Here is a 17,402-nt window from a genome sequence, read left to right as displayed (position 1 = left end):
GGCGCGGGAAGTACGGTGGATCCGCGTGTGTTCAGCTGAGGCTCGCCGAACTGAGTAGAGTTCATGTCAGCTCACGGATACGCCGACCTGGAGCGCGTGGGGGTCCATGAACAAGAAAAAAAGCGAACTCACTCGGCAGCACGCGCTGGCGCTATCCATCTTCGGAATGCTCCTCGCCGTGGCCAGTGCCGTCGCGGGCGTGTTGGCGTGGGAGTACGGTGAGGAGCTGGACCGAGCGAGTTTGGGTGCCTTCACCCCGGACGGCATCTTGTACGGGTGCTTCGCGACCTGCGGGGCGCCGCCACTGGTCATCCTCGGGGTGTTGCTCGTCATTAGGGCGGCCCGGACCGCTCCGCGGCCCCCCGACCCGCCCACCCCCTTCTGAGGACACGTCCTGCGTCCGCGACGAACGCGATCGACCTTGCCTCGTTGGGAATGGATACCAACAGCTGGTATCTATTGGTAGGTGTGGGAGGGGTTTCAGCGAGAAACAACTCTCCACGCACAGTCAGCGACCCCCGAGCCGAAACAGAGGCGATCGAATGAAGACTTCAAAGATCAAGAACACGAGCGTCGCTCTCGGTGAGCCGCTCAACGCGTTCATCTCGCAGCTGGTCGCAAGTGGTCGCTACGGCTCGGCGAGTGAGGTGGTGCGCGCCGGACTTCGGCTCCTCGAAGAACGGGAACAGATGCTGGCGAAGTTGCGCGGGGCACTCGACGAGGGCGAACAGAGCCCGGTCGTCGACTACTCCCTCGAGCGTGTGCTGGCGAGGATCGACCAGACCCCACGGTGACATGGCATGGTGAGCGTCAGGCTTCGACGAACCGCTGAAAACGATCTGGTCGACATCGGTCTCGAAAGCCGTGCGAGCTGGGGGCAAGCACAGATGGAGCGAACGCTCCGAGAACTGGACGAGGCCTTCCATCTATTGGCGGCGACACCGCGCCTGGGCCGACAGTGCGACGACATCAAGCAGGGGTATCGGCGACTCAAGGTGAGAAGCCACCTGATCTACTACCGCCTCGATGCCGCGCACGAGGTCGACATCGTTCGCATCCTTCACGGCAAGATGGACCCCACCCTGCACCTTCGGATCGGCTTCGTGGACTAGGAGAGCCAAACGGGAACTCACCCATGACCTCTCGAGTGCGATTCAAGCGCTCTCCCAACTGAGCGACAGCACACTCCTCCTTTAGCCGCCTGAGTCGAGCCGAGTCGCGCGGGGCGGGGTTCCCCGGCTGGCCACCCCATCAGCAACCGTGCGATCGCCCACCAGGCGCTGCACCCCGAGCGCGCCCCTCGCGTGCTCGACCCGAGACGCAGCCGAGGAGGGGGACGGGCGCCCTGGGCAGCGGGGGTGGGGGGGGCCCTATTTCAAGCGTCCGCAGGACGCGCCGAAATGGGGGAGGCACCCGAGGAAGCGCCAGCGCGACCGGCCCCGCAGACCAGGGTGCCCGTCCCCCTCCTCATGACAACGCCCCCACTCGAACCCGCGAACGTCGCGCCAGAAGGATCTAACCCCCCGTAACGATCCACGTTTGCACCCACCGCCAGCGTGTGGCATGGTCCGCGCCCTCCCCGCCTGAGTGGGGTTTCGGAAGAAGAGGAAAGTTAATGTCCGCAAGTGAGGCGATTCAGTGCAGGCCCGTTGAGGTCCAGGTCGGCGACAAGGGGCTCGAGCGTGCCGTCAAGCACCTCAAGCGCAAGATGGCGTCCGAGGGTATCCTGCGCGAGCTCAAGCGCCGCCGGCACTACATGAAGCCGTCCGTGAAGGCCCGTAAGAAGGCCGCCGAGGCGAGCCGCCGTCGTCGTAAGCGCGTCAAGATGGAGGGCTGATCCCCCTTCCGGTTGCGGAACGGCCCAAACGCCGTCGCCTGCGCTTCGCGCTCGCGGCGGTTTTGGCGTTTCTGGCGTACCGAGCCTACGTGCACTTCACGGAAGAAGAGCACGTGCCGATCGCCAGCGAGGGGCCACCGCGCGGACGCACCCAAGAAGAGTGGGGCGAGTATCTCTACGACGCCCACGGCTGCGCGGCGTGCCACAGCATCGCCGGGGTGCGCGGCATCGGGGGCTCGTTGGACGGCATCCTCGGGCAGGCGCGGCACTTCACCGACGGCTCGGACGGACTGGTGGACGCGGACTACCTGCGCGAGAGCATCATCACGCCCCAGCGCAAGGTGGTGATGGGCTTCTCGGGCTCCATGCCGCGCTACGACTTCCGTGACGACGAGGTGAGCGCGCTGGTCGCGTACCTCGAGTCCATCTGATTCTGCGCCTGCGGCATCCTGATTCTGCGCCTGCGGCGCCCGGGCTGATACGATCGGCCGCATGAACTCGTCGCACAAGAAGGGGAACCACGTCCGCCGCGTCGGCATCGTGTTCTCCGGGGGTCCGGCACCGGCCGCCAACGCCGTCATCTCGGCCGCGTCCATCTCGTTCATGGCCGACGGGCGCGAGGTGGTGGGCTTCTTCCACGGCTACACCAACCTGCAGGACTACCACCCGCTCAAGCACCGCCTCCTGCCGGACGAGCACTACCGCGTGTTCACCGAGAAGGACCTGACGGGCATCCGCAACCAGCGCGGCATCCTGATCGGGACGGCGCGCGCCAACCCCGGCAAGGACGTGGAGACGCCGGCGGACCTCGACGACCCGCAGAAGACCGTGCGCCTGCGCAACATCTACAGCGCCATGGTGGACCTCGAGATCGACGCGCTGATCTCCATCGGCGGCGACGACACGCTCAAGACGGCCAACCTGCTCTACGAGTACCAGCGGCACCTGCCGGAGGGGGCGCGCCGCTTCCAGATCGTCCACCTGCCGAAGACCATCGACAACGACTACCGCGGCATCGACTTCACGTTCGGCTTCTTCACCGCCGTGGACTTCATGGCCAAGGAGCTCCAGAACCTGCACGCGGACTGCCTGGCCACCAGCAGCTACTTCATCGTGGAGACCATGGGCCGCAAGGCGGGCTGGCTGTCCTACGGCGTGGCCATCGCGGGCGAGGCGCACATGGTGCTGGGCGTCGAGGACATCGACGAGACGCTCACCGAGCCGGAGACGCTGACGGACTCGGAGACCGGCGTGAGCACCACGAACCGGCGCCTCTCCATCGAGAAGCTCACCGACCTGATCGTGGACCTGATCCTGACGCGCGAGCGCCGTGGCCAGCACTACGGCACGGTGGTGCTCGCCGAGGGGCTGAGTGAGCTGCTGCCGCACGCCACGCTGCACATGCTCCCGCGCGACGACCACGGGCACATCTCGCTGAGCGCGATGGACCTGGGCAAGGCTGTGGCCACCAAGGTGAGTGACCGCTACGAGGCGCGCACGGGCCGCCGCAAGAAGGTGAGCGGGGTGCAGCTGGGCTACGAGTCGCGCTGCGCGCCGCCGCACGCGTTCGACGTCATGCTGGGCAGCCAGCTGGGCATCGGCGCCTACCGCGCGCTGGTGGAGGAGAACCTCGACGGGCACATGGTGAGCGTGTTCGGGCAGCTGGACCTGCAGTACGTGCCGTTCCACGAGCTGGTGAACCCGGACACGCTGCGCACCGAGCTGCGCTTCATCGAGGTGGGCAGCGACTTCCACCGCCTGGCGCGCTTCCTCGAGACGCGCACGGACCGGATCTTGGACTGGCGTCCGGGCCGGCGCCTCGAGCCCGAGCACGACCCGTCGGAGTGACGGGTTTCATCAGGGAATGGGCGAAAACAACCGATATATCGCTCGCACCTGTTCGAATCATGAGCGATAATGACGGCGCTTATCGCTCATGGCCTGGAACTGGGAACAACATGACTGGCCGAACTTCCGCTACGACGCATCGTCGCTGGCCCCGACCACCCGTGAGTTCTTTCGACGCGCCGGAGAGCTGAGCGGCGTGGCAGAGCACCTCGAGTCCGCCGAGCGCGCTGGGCTGCGCGCCGAGCTCTTGAGTGATGAAGCCATCCAGTCCGCCGCCATCGAAGGCGAGGTGCTCGAGCGGGCGTCCGTGCGGTCCAGTCTCCGTCGCCACTTCGGCCTGGACGGGTCAACCACGCGAGGGGGAGCGGCTGAGCGCGGGATGGCAGCGCTGATGGCGACCCTGCACGACGAGTGGGACTGCGAGCTGACCGACGCGCGGCTGTTCGAGTGGCAACGTTTGGTCGTGGAAGGCCAGCGCGGAGCTCGTGTTGCGGCAGGGCGCTACCGCGAGGATGGCGACCCGATGCAGATCATCTCCGGTCCCGTGTACGCGCCACGGGTGCACTTCGTGGCCCCTCCTGCGGTGCACGTCCCAGCGGAAATGCAGGCGTTCCTGGCGTTCTTCGAGCAGACGCGCGGCGACCCGTCCTTCGACCCCGTCGCGCGAGCGGGCATCGCACACCTGTACTTCGTGTCCATCCACCCGTTCGAAGACGGCAACGGTCGCGTGGGGCGCGCCATCGCGGAGTGCGCCCTGAGCCAAACGCTGGGGCACGCGAGCCTCACGGGGCTCTCGAGCGTGATCGCGCAGCGACGAAGCGACTATTACGACGCGCTGGAGCGCGCGAGCCGCGACAACGAGGTCACCGAATGGCTGCGCTACTTCAGTGATGTGGTGCTCGCCGGGCAGGCGCGCAGCCTCCGCTTCGTGCGCTTCCTGGTGGAGAAGACACGCTTCCTCGACCGCCTGCGTTCTGCCCTGAACCCACGTCAGGAGAAGGCGCTGCTGCGCATCCTCCGCGAGGGACCGGACGGCTTCCAAGGAGGGCTCTCCGCCGGAAACTACATGACTATCACTGGGGCGCCCCCGGCTACCGCCCGCCGGGACCTCGGCGCACTCGTCGAGCTGGGAGCGCTGCGACGCACGGGCGAGAAGCGCGGCACACGGTACTGGCTCACGCTCGAATGAGCGGCGTCCTCCATCGCCAGGCGCCATCTCCGCCTGGACGGCAAGACAGCGTCAGAGTGACAATAAATGAACTTGACGTCAGGTTCATCTATTGTCAGAGTACCCGCATGCCCGAGATCGACGACCTCCGCACCCCCACCCAGGCCCGCGCGCACAAGACCCGCGCGGCGCTGGTGGCGGCGGCCCAGGCCGAGTACGCGGACGCGGGCTACGCGAGCACCACCGCGAAGAGCATCGCCAAGCGGGCGGGTGTGTCCACGGGCAGCTTCTACCAGTACTTCACGGACAAGGACGCCGTGCTGCGTGAGCTGGCCAAGGAGCGTCAGATGGCGCTGCTCGGCAGCCTGGTGGGGGAGCTGGCCACAGGTCCCAGCGAGCTGGACCCGGCCGTGGTGGTTGCGGGCGCTGGTATCACCGGTGAGCTGCGCGCGTCGATTCAGCGACGCCTGACCGCTGTGGTGGACTCCGTGGTGCGCCACCACCGCGAGGACCCGCGCTTCCACGCCGTGGTCACCGAGCGGCGCATGGCCGACACGGAGCTGGACGCGCTGACCACCGCTGGCGAGCGCGCCCTGGTGCAGAAGACGGCCGAGCTGCTGACCCGCTGGGGCCACCAGGGCGACTGCCTGGCCACCGCGTTCATTCTCTTCGGGATGGTGGAGGGCGCCGTGCACGCACACGTGCTGGGCCACCCCATGGTGGACGACACCCGCTTCCGCGACGCCCTGGTGGACGCCGTGGTGCGCTTGGCGCTGCCGCACTGACCTGTGACCCGTGACCTGCGACCTGTGAAAGGAACCGAGACCATGAGCAAGATCGACGACTACCTCAAGCAGTACAAGGCCGACCACCAGCACCCGATGAACAAGGCCACGCACATGGTGGGCATCCCGATGATCATCATCTCGCTGCCACTGATGTTCTTCGCGCCGCCCATCGGCATCGGTCTGTTCGTGCTGGGCTGGATCTTCCAGTTCATCGGCCACGCCTTCGAGGGCAAGGCCCCCAGCTTCTTCCGCGACCCCACCTTCCTGCTGGTGGGCGCCACCTGGTACGGCAAGCGCCTGGTAGCGTTCCTGACCGGCAAGCCGCTCGACGAGCCTCAGGCTCAGGCGTGATCCCGCGGCCACGCGCGTAGCGTTGGACGCCTTGGGGTGATCATCGCTACGCTGCGCGCCGTGGCCCGCATGACGCACCGAGACGCTTACGCCAACCTGCTGCGCGACACCCGCGGGATGCGGCGCGATCACGCAGGCGCGCGGGAGCGCTGGTACGCGCAGCTGCCCTGGGAGCACAAGGAAGAGAGCCTCTTCGAGCTGGAGATGCTGCTCAAGGGGTTCGCGTGCTTCGGGAACCCGCGCAACCACCCGGGCCCGCCACGGCGCGTGCCCGACGTGGCGCACGACTTCCGTGAAGAGCTGCGCATCGTGCGTGACGCGCTCATGCAGACCAGCGACCAGGTGCGGGACCTGCTGGGCGAGAAAGAGCGCGCCTACGTGTTCTCGCGCTACCTCGAGACGGTGCTGCCCGAGGACCGCGAGCGCACGCGCCTGGTGCACGACCAGCTGGCCCAAGACACGCCCGAGGCGGCGCTCATGGTGCTGCGCAGCAGCTTCGGCGGGTACCTCGAGCTGGCCGACGGGCTGCTGCGGCTGAACCGCATCCCGCACCGCCTGTACGGCGCGCTGCAGGGCACGGTCACGCGCGAGGTGGGGCGCAACGCGTACTTCAACCCGCTGGTGGCGCTCGAGTTCCGGCCGGAGTTCGACCGCATCCGCGCGCCCGAGGTGCTGGAGGCGCTGCACGCCATCGAGAGCGAGGCCACGCACCGGCTGGTGGCGCTCACCATGCTCACGTTGTTTCGGGCCATCCGCTACGTGACGCTGGTGGAGCGCTACGCGTCGCAGCCGGCCACCGCGCGGCGCAGCTACTTGATCCTGGCGGTGCTGCGCAGCGACGTGCGCGCGCTCACGCGCTTCTTGTTCCGGCAGGCGGCGGGCATCATGGCCGATGGCCTCGAGCGCGAGCTCATGGAGGCGAGCGCCAGCGACATCAAGGCCAACGAAGACGCCTGGACGCGCCGCGCGGCCACGCTGCTGTCGCTGCGCCGCACGCTCGAGAACATCGCCAACGTGCTGCGCATCGAGATCCGCAAGACCTTCGAGCGCGAGCTGCCCACGCCGAGCGAAGCACCGGCCGACGAGCTGCTGGGGCCGCTGCTCACGCAGGCCTGCGCCTCGCTCAAGGCCACGCTGCACTCGGCGGTGCTGGACCTGTGCGTGGAGCTGGCGCCCGAGCGCGCGCTGCCCGAGCTGCACTCGGACGAAGCGGGGCGGCGAGCCGCGAGCGTGCGCCTGCGCCGCGACGTGTGGATGTTCAAGCAGATCCTGCGCGCCTTCCTGGCCAAGGCCGACGCGGCCGCCAGCGGCGAGCTGGACCACTGGAGCAGCGCGGCCAGCTTCGTGTTCGTGCGCGAGTTCCTCAACCACTTCCGCGCCATCGGCTACCAGCTGGTGCGGCGCAGCGACTACGAGCGCCTGGACCACTTCATCGCGGCCATCGACCTGCTGCGCGACGCAGACCTCTTGGACGAGCAGCGCATGCACGACGCGGTGGACGAGTGCCGCGCGTTCTACGGCTACCTCGAGCGGCTGCTGGGGCAGATCAGCCGGCGCGAAGAGCTGCGCGACCTGCCCTTCGACAAGCAGACGGCGGCCGACACGCTGCGCGTCTACCTGGGCGCGGCGTGAGCGAGCCGGCGCTGGCTCCGGCGGCGGCGCGAGCACGGGAGACGGGGCCCCTGCCGCCGAAGCGGGCGGGGTGCAGTACCAAGACGTGGAGGCGGGCTACTTCGAGGCGCGCCAGCTCAAGCGCTGGGCGGGGCCCTGGTCGCTCTGGGCGCTGGGCGTGGGCGCGGTCATCTCGGGCGACTTCTTCGGCTGGAACTTCGGCCTCGGGCACGGCGGCTTCGGCGGGCTGCTGATCGCCACGGCGATCGCCAGCGTGATGTACGCGGGCCTGTGCTTCAGCGTGGCGGAGATGTCGGCCGCGCTGCCGCACGCGGGCGGGGCCTACTCGTTCGCGCGCTCGGCCATGGGCCCGTGGGGCGGCTACGTGACCGGCTTGGCCGAGAACATGGAGTACGTGCTGACGCCCGCCGTGATCGTGGTGGGCGTGGGCGGCTACCTGCAGGCCATCCTGGGCACGCCCGACGCGCTCCAGCCGCTCTTGTGGGCGGGCTGCTACGCGCTCTTCGTGGGGCTCAACATCGCGGGCGCGTCGGTGTCGTTCCGCGCCACGCTGGCCATCACGGTGTTGGCGCTGGGCATCCTGGTGGTGTTCTGGCTGGGGGCGTTGCCGCACGTGGGCATGTCGCACGCGCTCGACATCGCGCCGGCGGCAGACAGCGGCCACGGCGCGTTCCTGCCGCACGGGCCGCTGGGCGTGCTCACCGCGCTGCCCTTTGCCATCTGGTTCTTCCTGGGCATCGAGGAGCTGCCGCTGGCCGCCGAAGAGGCCGTGGACCCCGTGCGCGACGTGCCGCGCGCGCTCGGCTCGGGCCTGCTCACGCTGGTGATCGCCGCGTTCCTCACGCTGGGCCTCAACAGCGCCATCCCGCCCGGCGCCGCCGCGCTGAGCACCAGCCAAGAGCCCTTGCTGCTGGGCCTCGAGACCATCTTCGGGGCCAGCGGCGGAACGCGAGCGCTCGCGCTGGTGGCCGTGGTGGGCCTGCTGGCCAGCTTCCACGGCATCATCTTCGCGTACGGCCGGCAGATCTTCTCGCTCTCGCGCGCCGGCTACTTCCCGCGCGTGCTCTCGCTCACGCACAAGACGCGCCACACCCCGCACGTGGCGCTCGTGGTGGGCGCGCTGCTGGGCTTCGCCGTGGCCTGCGCCATCCGCGCGCTCGGCACCGGCAGCCCCGTGGGTGCCGTGCTGCTGAACATGGCGGTGTTCGGCGCGGTGCTGTCCTACGTGCTGCAGATGGCTTCGTTCGTGCTCTTGCGGCGCCGGCACCCGGACCTGCCGCGGCCGTACCGCAGCCCGCTCGGCATGGGGGGCGCGGTGATGGCGCTGGGCATCAGCTTGGTCACGCTGGTGGCGCTCTTCGTGAGCGACCCGGTCTACCGCAAGGTGGTGCTGGGCGCGGCGGTCTGGTACGCGCTGGGGCTGCTGTACTTCGCGCTGTTCGCGCGCAAGCGGCTGGTGCTGGCGCCGGAGGAAGTGGCCGCGCGGGAGCGGTGACCCTCGCCCGCCGGCCTGCTATCGTGGGGACCTGCCAAGGAGGACCGCCATGCGCCGTTCGAATGGATGGACTGTCACTTGCCTCGCCGCGGGGAGCCTCGCGCTCGCCGTCACCCACTCCGGGGCGCACGCGGCGTGCTTCCAGGACGCCCCACAGATCGCGTGGTCCTATCCCAGCCACGGCGACACCGACGTGCCCATCGACGCCGACATCTTCGTGATGGTGAACACCTTCGGCCCCCCGCCCAACCGCATCACGGTGAACGACGTGGAGGTGGACAGCAGCGGCGTAGGCCACTTCGACCCTGGCCCCCTGGCACCGAACACCGCGTACCGGATCGTCGTGGAAATCGACGGGCTTGCCGACCCGAGCACCCAGGAAGTTCTCTTCACCACGGGCACAGAGGTGGCCGCGGTGGTCGGCGCACCGACTGCCCCCGTCATCCAGCGCGATGACTACCCACCCGACCCTACCAGCATCACGAGGCAGTGCCGTGGAGTGCTGGAGACGCGAGGCTGCTACGACACCCATGAGGACACGCTCGTGCGCGCCGAAGCGAGCGCCACCGATGTGGTCGTGTGGCGCCTGGAGAGCCTTCCGGCGGGGGACGCGGGCCCCGTCGCGCCACACGTGCTGACCACGTGGCCTGCCGAGTGCGGACCACCGCTCTATGTGACTCACCGCGAGCGCTGGGACACGCGCTCCGGGTGCTTGCGCGTGACCGCCGTCGGCGGCAACGGCGTCAGCAGTCACAGCAGCCTCACCTGCCCATCGGACTCGAGCGGATGCTCGGTCAGGGTCATGGGACACGCCCATCGAGTCTGGCTCTTCGCGCCGCTCACGGTGTTGGTTGCGTGGCGCGCGCGACGCCGTCAGCGCCCCGCGAAGACGTGAGCCGCCCGGGCTCCAGCCGCCCAGCGCATCCTCACCATGCAGCCCACATTCGATCGTTCGCCAGAGTCGCGGGGAGTCCCCGCTCCACACGCTCAGCCGTGCCACGTTGTGCCATTCTCGACGGCATGGAACGTGCTGGACGGAGGTGCATGAGACGACGCTCGACGCGCTCGATGACCCCAGCCGTGCTCGGACTGCTGAGCATGCTGGGGTGTGCAGAGGCGACCGTGCAGCGCGTGGACGCCTCGGCCGACAGCGCGACGGCCGACGTTCGCCAGGCGGCCCTCGCCACGTGGCGGGCGTTGGACGACGCCGCCGAGACGCCGGGGACCTACTGGTACGAGGAGCACAACTGCCCGCTGATGTTGACGACCGGGACCGCCAGCGTGGTGCAGGTGGCGAACGGGGCGGCCGCCTTGGTGGGCCGCCGCGTCGTATGCGGATCGACATGCGAGCAGGGTCTCGAGCGCTACTACGACTTCGTGCCGGCTACGCTGCCCATGCTGATCGCGACCTGCCCTGCGGACGCCACGGTGGAGCTCGACGTCGACGGCGTGCTCACCCTGTGTCGGCTGCGCGCACCGGATTGCGACGACAGCTGCGACACCGGCTTCCACGTGGTGCACTGGGAGCACGGCGTGTTCGACGGAGACGCGACCACCGACGAGGAGTGCGCGCCATGAGCACCATGAAAGCGAGGCTGACGATGACCCCTGCCCAGCGCTCGACGATCACCGGCGCCCTGTGCCTCACAGCAGCGTTGTGGGCGCTGGCCGCCCCCTCGCACGCGAGCGCGTCGTGCGTCCCACCGGACCCGGCCATCGTGTGGTCGTACCCTGCCGAGGGGGCCACCGACGTCCCGGTAGACGCGCGCATCTTCTTGCGGCTGAACACCTACGGGCGCCCCAGCAGCATCACGGTGAACGGCGTGGTGGTGAACTCAGCCGGCGCGGGCGCCATGGTGGAGGACATGTTCAGCCCCGGCCCGCTCACGCCGAACACCGCGTACCTGGTGACCACCACGGCCACGGGCCCCGAGGGCCCGGTCACCTTGGAGCTGCGCTTCACCACGGGCACCGGCACGGCCGCCGCGGTCGAGACCCCCGTGCTGAGCAACCTGCGGCTCGACCCGTACGAGGCGCCCAGCGTGCCGCACACCTGCCCGGCGGTGCTGGAAGCGCAAGACTGCTTCGACACCGGGCAGGACGCCGTGGTGCGCGCGGACGCGACCGGCACCCCCACGCTGTGGGTGCTCTGGCGCTACCCCGCCGGCGACGCCGGCCCCGTGGCCCCGCAGCTGCTGGCCTCGTGGCCCGGCGAGTGCGGCGCGCCCTCGTACGTGACGCACCGTGACCGCTTCGAGACGGACCCCTCGTGCCTGCGCGTCACGGCCGTGGGCGCCAACGGGGAGACCAGCCAGAGCAACTTCCTGTGCCCCGAGGAGCTCCCGCCGATGATGGAGGCGAAGGGCTGCTCGGCAGGCCCCACGAGCCGGGCGCCGGGCGTGGCGTGCTTCTCGGCAGGCCTGGCCCTCGCCGCACTCGGCGTGCGACGCCGCCGTCGCGCGGAAGTGGGCTGTCGACGCCACAAGGCCTGACGCCACCCGACTCCTTGCGGTCGCATGGGCCTGCGTCTAGTGTGTCCGGATGCATCATCGAGGGTGGATTGCAGCCTTGGGAAGTCTGCTGGTTGTGTCGCAGCTGGGTTGTCAGACCTCGGAAGGTCCGACGGATGCGGCGACCAGCCGCGATGCCATGACCCAACGCGATGCCATGACCCCGCAGGACGCCAGCCAAGACGCCGCGCACGCCGATGCCAGCCAAGACGCCGCGCACGCCGATGCCAGCCAAGACGCCGCGCACGCCGATGCCAGCCAAGACGCCGCGCACGCCGAGGATTCGGGCAACTCGGGCGACGCTGGCGGCGACGGCTGCTCGGAGGGCCACTACGACCTCAACGGGTTCCCCGCAGACGGCTGCGAATTCGAGCTCGACGAGGACGCGATCTACGTCTCGACCTCCGACGCGGCCGCAGTGGATCAGACCGGCTGCGGGCTTGGCCCCGTGGGCACGCAGCAAGGCGCCCACCCGTGCAGGTCGATCGGGTTCGGACTCACGGAGGCTGTCCGGGTCGACCGGGCGAGAGTGTTGGTCGCTGCGGGGCTCTACACGGAGCGCGTGACGCTGGTTGACGGCAAGCACCTACTCGGAGGCCACCACCCGTCCACCTGGGAGCGCAACCCCGGCGCGAACGTGTCCACCGTGCGGCCAATGGCAGGAGCCGGACACGCCAAGTCGGTCGTCGCCGACGGCATCACGCTACCGACCGTGTTCGAGGGCTTCACTGTGCAGGGGACCGATGCTGTCACGAGCTCGGCCAACAGCTACGCCTTCTGGATTCGGGATGCGTCGTCTGACCTCGTGATCCGCGACAACCACGTCTTCGCCGGGAGGGGTGCTGATGGATCATCGGGTACGGCTGGACTCGAGGGCACCGATGGACCCGACGGACAATCGGGCGAACGCTACATCGAGACGGCCGCCGTCAGCATGTGTAGTCAGGCGCCCGACGTGCCCGGCAACGTTCCCCAATGCTTCAACGCCTCTGGCACATCCGTGACGACATCGTGCGGTGCACCGGGGACGCAGGTCTGTGGTGGCATGAGCGTGTCGGGCGGCGCTGGAGCGGGTGCCTTGTGCCCCTCCGGCACCACCGCTCAGAACAGCGGCGGGGTAGGTTCGCGCTCCATTGCGGGTGGGACGGCCGGCACGGCCGGGCCCGGCGGGTCCGACCGTACCTGCCCGAACTGTGGAGCGTGCAACACGGGCGGAATGTCGGCGGCCGGCGTGGCTGGCATGGACGGTGGCCCCGGAGCCAACGGAGCAGGCGGCATGGGTGGCACCGGATCGACAGTGGAGGCCTCCGCGGAGTGGCGGGGCGGGGGCGGGCACGCGGGCACCCACGGAACTCCGGGCGGCGGCGCCGGCGGCGGCGGTGCTGGCGGCGGCGTCGACCACACGGTCCTCTGTGCGGGCATCGCGGACACGCTCGGAGGCAGCGGCGGCGGCGGCGGTGCTGGCGGCTGCGGAGGCACGGGTGGGGGTGCTGGCGATCCCGGCGGCGGATCGTTCGCATTCTTCATCGTCTTCTCGGCACCCAGCTCGAGCCTGCCCTCCCTTTCGAACAACACGATCACGCTCGGAACCGGCGGCGACGGGGGCCGCGGGGGCGCGGGCAACCGAGGCGGCGAAGGGGGCGAAGGGGGCGCGGGCGGTGGCACCGCCGGGGCCGCGTGGTCGTTCGTGCTCGGTGCAGGAGGGAGCGGCGGCAACGGCGGCGACGGGGGCCACGGGGCAGGCGGTGGCGGTGGTGCGGGAGGCTCCAGCTACGGCATCTACGTCCACAACCACACTGTGGCGTCGACCTATGGCGAGACGAACACGCTCGTGACGTCGGGTTCGGCCGGGTCGGGAGGGGACGGGGGTCTCTCGTTGGGGTCATCAGGCATGGCGGGAGCCCCCGGAATCGTCCGCAATGTCGAGGATGAACTCTGAAACGCGCGCGGCTCAGGCGGCCTTGCGCATCCACGCGATGCAGCCCTCGAGCGCCTGCTGCATGGCCTCTGCGCTGGCCTTCCCGCGCGGCCCGTGCCCCGGCAGCACCCACTCGAAGCTGCGCCCGCGCAGTGCCTCGGTGGACGCGATCTGCTGGTCCCAGTCGTACCAGCACGCCTGCCGAAAGCTGAACAGGCGCTTGCGGATGATGTCCCACGCCAGGTGGTCGCCGCTGAACAGGTAGCGGTCCTTGTACAAGAGGCACATGGAGCCCTGCGTGTGGCCGGGCACCGGGATCATGAGCAGCTCGTCGTCGAGCGGGGTGGGCTCCGTGATCTCGATGAGGCTCTCCACGCTGCGCGTGTGCGGGCGCAGGTCGCGCTTGTGCATGACGCGCGTGGCCCCCAGCGCTGCGGCGTAGCGGTCGTGGTCGGCCACGTCGTCGCGGTGCGTGAGGAACATGGTGTGCACGCCGCCGAGCGCCTCGATGCGCTCCACCAGGCCCTTGTTGAAGCGCGGCGAGTCCACCATCACGTTGCGCCCGTCACCCCGCACGATGAGGTAGCTGGCTGCGCCGAAGCTGTCGCGGCTGTGGAACCCGAGGTGGTAGATGCCCGTGTCCTCGCGCGCGTCGATGGGCATGGGGAAGCTCTCGATGGCCGGCGCGAGGTCGTGCTTGCTCAGCGTGCCGATGCTGCCCGTGGGGCACGCCACCACGGCTCGCAGCGCGGCGGCGATCTGCGCCCCCTCGGGCTGCTGCCGCACGAAGCTCTGGTCGTTCTTGCCGTCGAAGGTGCCGAGCGCCACCCAGCGACAGGTGCCGCAGTCGATGCAGCCGCTGTCGACGAAGAAGTCACCGGGGACGTTGGTGGGCAGGGCCTTGTGCTTCGACGCCATGCCCAAGCATCGCCGCTGTGCGCCGCGCGATGCAAGGGCCAGGCTCACGAGCCATCAAAGGCCGCGCGTCACTCGAACTCGAGGGCACACATGAAGCAGCCGTCGTTCTCGAGGTCGTTCATGTCGTCGCACTGCTCGCCCTCGGACACCTGCACCACGCCGTCGCCGCAGCTGGCGCCGGTGGACATGCAGCCGGGTGCGCACGCGCTGGACGCGCCGCCCAGGTTCAGGCCGTCGTCGCACGTCTCGCCGAAGGCGTCGTCCACCTCGCCGTCGCCGCAGTAGGGCTCGAACGTGCAGTTGGTGGTGCAGCCCCCGTAGGCCGACCCATCGCCCATGCCGTTCATGCCCATCAGGTCGCACGCCTCGCGCGAGGACACGATGCCGTCGCCGCAGTCGTCGATGCACTGCGAGGGGGCGCGCGTGAAGTTGGTGAGCGTGAGGCGGTACTGCGACTCCACGACGTGGCGCTCGGCCTGGAACACCACCGCCTCGTAGATGCCGCCCACGGTGAGGCTCAGGTCCGAGATGCAGCCGGCGCCGTTGTCGTTCGGGTTGGCGTTGTTGCAGTCCGCGATGTCGATGGTGCCGTTCTCGCGGCCGTGCACGCCGCCGATGTCCACCACCAGCTGACCGTCGATGAACACCCACACGTCGTCGTCGCCCGAGAAGGCGAGCACCTCGTCGCCCGCGTACTCGAACCAGAAGCGCACCTCGGACGTGAAGAAGAAGTTCTGGTTCCCGGAGCCGTTGCCGTCGGCGTGGAGCGCCTCGCACGACGCGTTCCCGCACATCTCCTCGTCGAGCCCGCGGCCGGTCAGCGGGAAGAACGAGTCGCTGTCGAACCGATAGGCGCCGCCGCCGATGTCGCCCAGCGTCACCACGTCGGCGATGGTCCGGTTCCAGTCGTTGTCGGACCGGTACCACGTGGAGAACGAGTCGGCGCTGGTGACCACGTTCGAGGACGCGAACTGGGGCTTGCCGTCGGAGCTGAGCGTGTTCTGCACGATGCCCGTGTCGGCGCTGTCGAAGCAGTCGAAGTCGGGGTGCCCGAACGGCGGCGTGGCGCCGGTCTCACCCTCGGTGGGGTAGCCATTGGGATTCCCGGGCGCCGAGCAGCCGCGGCGGAAGTCGCGGTAGGTCACCGGGATCTGCACCTCGTCGGGCGCGGGCAGCGGGATCTCCACGCAGGTGAAGCCCTGCTCCACCATCAGGCAGTTGGCCGCGCAGCCGTCGCCGCCGACGGTGTTGCCGTCGTCGCAGGCCTCGGGCGCCCAGCGCAGGCCGTCGCCACACACCGCCACGCACACGCCGTCCGTGCAGTCGGGTTCGCGCTTGCAGAACGGGTCGCAGCCGTCGCCCACGGCGAGGTTTCCGTCGTCGCACTCCTCGGTGCCCTCCACGTCCTGGTCGCCGCAGTCGGTCGGGACGCAGGCCGCACCCGGCGTGGGGCACGCGTAGCCCTCTTCGAGCTGGCAGTTGTCGTCGCACCCGGGGGCCGCGTTGTCGTCGTCGTCGCAGGCCTCGAAGCCGGCCACGATGCCATCGCCGCACTCGGTGGCCACGCACGCCGCGCCCACGGTGGGGCACGTCCAGCCGGACTCCACGCGGCACGTCACGGAGCAGCCGTCGCCCGCGTCGTCGTCGCCGTCATCGCAGGTCTCGGGCCCCTCGATGCGCGAGTTGCCGCACGTCACCACGCGGATGCAGGGCGAGCCAGCCACCGGGCAGATGAAGCTGGGGTCGATGGTGCTGCAGTCCCGCGAACACCCATCTCCGTCGAGGTTGTTGCGGTCGTCACATGCCTCGGGCAGGACCACCACGCCGTCGTTGCAGCCGTCTGGGATCACGCCCAGGTCCTGCACGCCGCCCTCGCCTCCGCCCTGATCGATGCCTCCGCCGCCGTCGGGGCTGCCACAGCCCGCGAACACGCTGCCAGCCAGGCTGGTGAGGAGGGCGACCCAGCAGAGCGCACGCGCGCGCCGGGACGAATGGAGAGACTCGGGGGGCAGAGTGCGGTTCACGACAAGCTCCGGCGCAAGGGGGAAGCCCCAAGGCTACCCAATCGAGCCGCGAAATGCACCGCCTGCCTGACAGTGGCACTGGAAGCGACGAGCTTCTGCGTGGCGCGGGCGCGCGCACAGGCTAACCGGTGGCCGTGATGCCGCCCCCGAAGACGTTGCGCACGTGGCTGACCGAGGCGCCCTTCACGCTGGGCATGAGCTCCGGCTTCTTCGGCTTCTTTGCTCACGCGGGGGTGCTGGCAGCCCTCGAAGAGCAAGGGCTCACGCCCCGCGCGGTGGCGGGCTCGAGCGCGGGCGCGCTGGTCACCGGCACGTGGGCCAGCGGCGTCTCGAGCGCCGAGCTGCGCGACACCCTGCTGAGCCTGCGACGCGAGGACTTCTGGGACCCGGCCCCCGGCGCGGGGCTGCTGCGGGGCCAGCTCTTTCGCCGGCGCCTCGAGGGTGTGCTCGCGGCCAAGACCTTCGAAGAGTGCCGTGTGCCCGCGAGCCTCGTGGTGCACGACGTCTTCGCCCGCCGCCCGAGGCCCGTGAGCTCGGGCGACCTGGCCGCTGCGATCCACGCCTCGTGCGCGGTGCCCGGCATGTTCCACCCGGTGCGGGTCCACGGGCGGCTCATGGTGGACGGTGGCGTCACCGACCGACCGGGCCTGCTGGGGGTGCCCACGGGAGAGCGCGTCCTCTACCACCACCTGGCCTCGCGCTCGCCCTGGCGGCGGCCGGGCAGTCCGTCGCTGCGCATCCCGGTGCGTGACCAGCTGGTGACGCTGGTGGTGGAGGCGCTGCCCCGCCTCAGCCCCTTTCGGCTGACGGACGCCCCGCTGGCCTACGAGCGGGCGCGGCTGGCCACCACCCGGGCGCTCGACACCCCCGTGCAGGCCGTGGTCCGCTGTCCCTCCTAGAAAACGGCTAGACA

17 protein-coding genes are annotated in these 17,402 nt (G+C 69.7%); 15 read left to right on the top strand and 2 right to left on the bottom strand.

What is annotated here, in order from left to right:
- Positions 1–542: 542 nt before the first annotated feature.
- From IPI43_13065 to IPI43_13000, 14 genes are all read left to right on the top strand, one after another.
- Positions 543–794, top strand: coding sequence for a type II toxin-antitoxin system ParD family antitoxin (locus tag IPI43_13065; protein ID MBK7775041.1), 252 nt, complete (start codon positions 543–545; stop codon positions 792–794).
- Between the two features lie 6 nt (positions 795–800).
- Entirely contained in the window at positions 801–1,112 is a 312-nt protein-coding gene (locus tag IPI43_13060; GenBank protein MBK7775040.1) for a type II toxin-antitoxin system RelE/ParE family toxin, read from the top strand.
- Between the two features lie 503 nt (positions 1,113–1,615).
- Complete coding sequence (gene rpsU, locus IPI43_13055; protein MBK7775039.1) at positions 1,616–1,837, top strand: 30S ribosomal protein S21; 222 nt, start codon at positions 1,616–1,618, stop codon at positions 1,835–1,837.
- A gap of 89 nt (positions 1,838–1,926) precedes the next feature.
- Positions 1,927–2,268, top strand: coding sequence for a cytochrome c (locus IPI43_13050; protein MBK7775038.1), 342 nt, complete (start codon positions 1,927–1,929; stop codon positions 2,266–2,268).
- A gap of 61 nt (positions 2,269–2,329) precedes the next feature.
- On the top strand, positions 2,330–3,685 hold the full coding sequence (locus tag IPI43_13045; protein MBK7775037.1) for a 6-phosphofructokinase: 1,356 nt from the start codon (positions 2,330–2,332) through the stop codon (positions 3,683–3,685).
- A gap of 88 nt (positions 3,686–3,773) precedes the next feature.
- The gene (locus tag IPI43_13040; GenBank protein MBK7775036.1) at positions 3,774–4,874 is read left to right on the top strand and encodes a Fic family protein; all 1,101 of its coding nucleotides are present in this window, start codon (positions 3,774–3,776) and stop codon (positions 4,872–4,874) included.
- A 107-nt stretch (positions 4,875–4,981) separates the two neighbouring features.
- On the top strand, positions 4,982–5,638 hold the full coding sequence (locus tag IPI43_13035) for a TetR family transcriptional regulator (GenBank protein MBK7775035.1): 657 nt from the start codon (positions 4,982–4,984) through the stop codon (positions 5,636–5,638).
- Positions 5,639–5,680: 42 nt separating this feature from the next.
- The gene (locus IPI43_13030) at positions 5,681–5,992 is read left to right on the top strand and encodes a DUF962 domain-containing protein (GenBank protein MBK7775034.1); all 312 of its coding nucleotides are present in this window, start codon (positions 5,681–5,683) and stop codon (positions 5,990–5,992) included.
- 69 nt (positions 5,993–6,061) lie between these two features.
- Complete coding sequence (locus IPI43_13025; GenBank protein ID MBK7775033.1) at positions 6,062–7,624, top strand: hypothetical protein; 1,563 nt, start codon at positions 6,062–6,064, stop codon at positions 7,622–7,624.
- Positions 7,625–7,694: 70 nt separating this feature from the next.
- On the top strand, positions 7,695–9,119 hold the full coding sequence (gene eat / locus IPI43_13020; protein ID MBK7775032.1) for an ethanolamine permease: 1,425 nt from the start codon (positions 7,695–7,697) through the stop codon (positions 9,117–9,119).
- A gap of 49 nt (positions 9,120–9,168) precedes the next feature.
- Complete coding sequence (locus IPI43_13015) at positions 9,169–10,014, top strand: hypothetical protein (GenBank protein ID MBK7775031.1); 846 nt, start codon at positions 9,169–9,171, stop codon at positions 10,012–10,014.
- A gap of 149 nt (positions 10,015–10,163) precedes the next feature.
- Positions 10,164–10,697, top strand: a complete 534-nt coding sequence (locus IPI43_13010) for a hypothetical protein (protein MBK7775030.1) — start codon at positions 10,164–10,166, stop codon at positions 10,695–10,697.
- Positions 10,694–11,611, top strand: a complete 918-nt coding sequence (locus IPI43_13005) for a hypothetical protein (protein MBK7775029.1) — start codon at positions 10,694–10,696, stop codon at positions 11,609–11,611. Before IPI43_13010 ends, IPI43_13005 begins: the two co-directional genes overlap by 4 nt.
- A gap of 157 nt (positions 11,612–11,768) precedes the next feature.
- A complete protein-coding gene (locus IPI43_13000; GenBank protein MBK7775028.1) occupies positions 11,769–13,568 on the top strand; it encodes a hypothetical protein in 1,800 nt (599 codons plus the stop codon).
- Positions 13,569–13,580: 12 nt separating this feature from the next.
- Here IPI43_13000 and IPI43_12995 read toward each other — a convergent pair whose 3' ends face one another.
- Both IPI43_12995 and IPI43_12990 read right to left on the bottom strand, forming a co-directional pair.
- Positions 13,581–14,465 (bottom strand): MBL fold metallo-hydrolase, encoded by an 885-nt coding sequence (locus IPI43_12995; protein ID MBK7775027.1) that lies wholly within the window; start codon positions 14,463–14,465, stop codon positions 13,581–13,583.
- A 68-nt stretch (positions 14,466–14,533) separates the two neighbouring features.
- Complete coding sequence (locus tag IPI43_12990) at positions 14,534–16,477, bottom strand: DUF4215 domain-containing protein (GenBank protein MBK7775026.1); 1,944 nt, start codon at positions 16,475–16,477, stop codon at positions 14,534–14,536.
- A gap of 149 nt (positions 16,478–16,626) precedes the next feature.
- Between IPI43_12990 and IPI43_12985 the strand changes: the two genes are divergently transcribed.
- Positions 16,627–17,388, top strand: coding sequence for a patatin-like phospholipase family protein (locus IPI43_12985; protein MBK7775025.1), 762 nt, complete (start codon positions 16,627–16,629; stop codon positions 17,386–17,388).
- Positions 17,389–17,402 lie beyond the last annotated feature (14 nt).

The sequence above is a fragment of the Sandaracinaceae bacterium genome, assembly GCA_016706685.1.
GTDB lineage: Bacteria > Myxococcota_A > Polyangia > Polyangiales > Houyiibacteriaceae > JADJJE01.
Note: the sequence above shows the minus strand (reverse complement) of the source record. Positions and strands in the feature narration are given on the sequence as shown.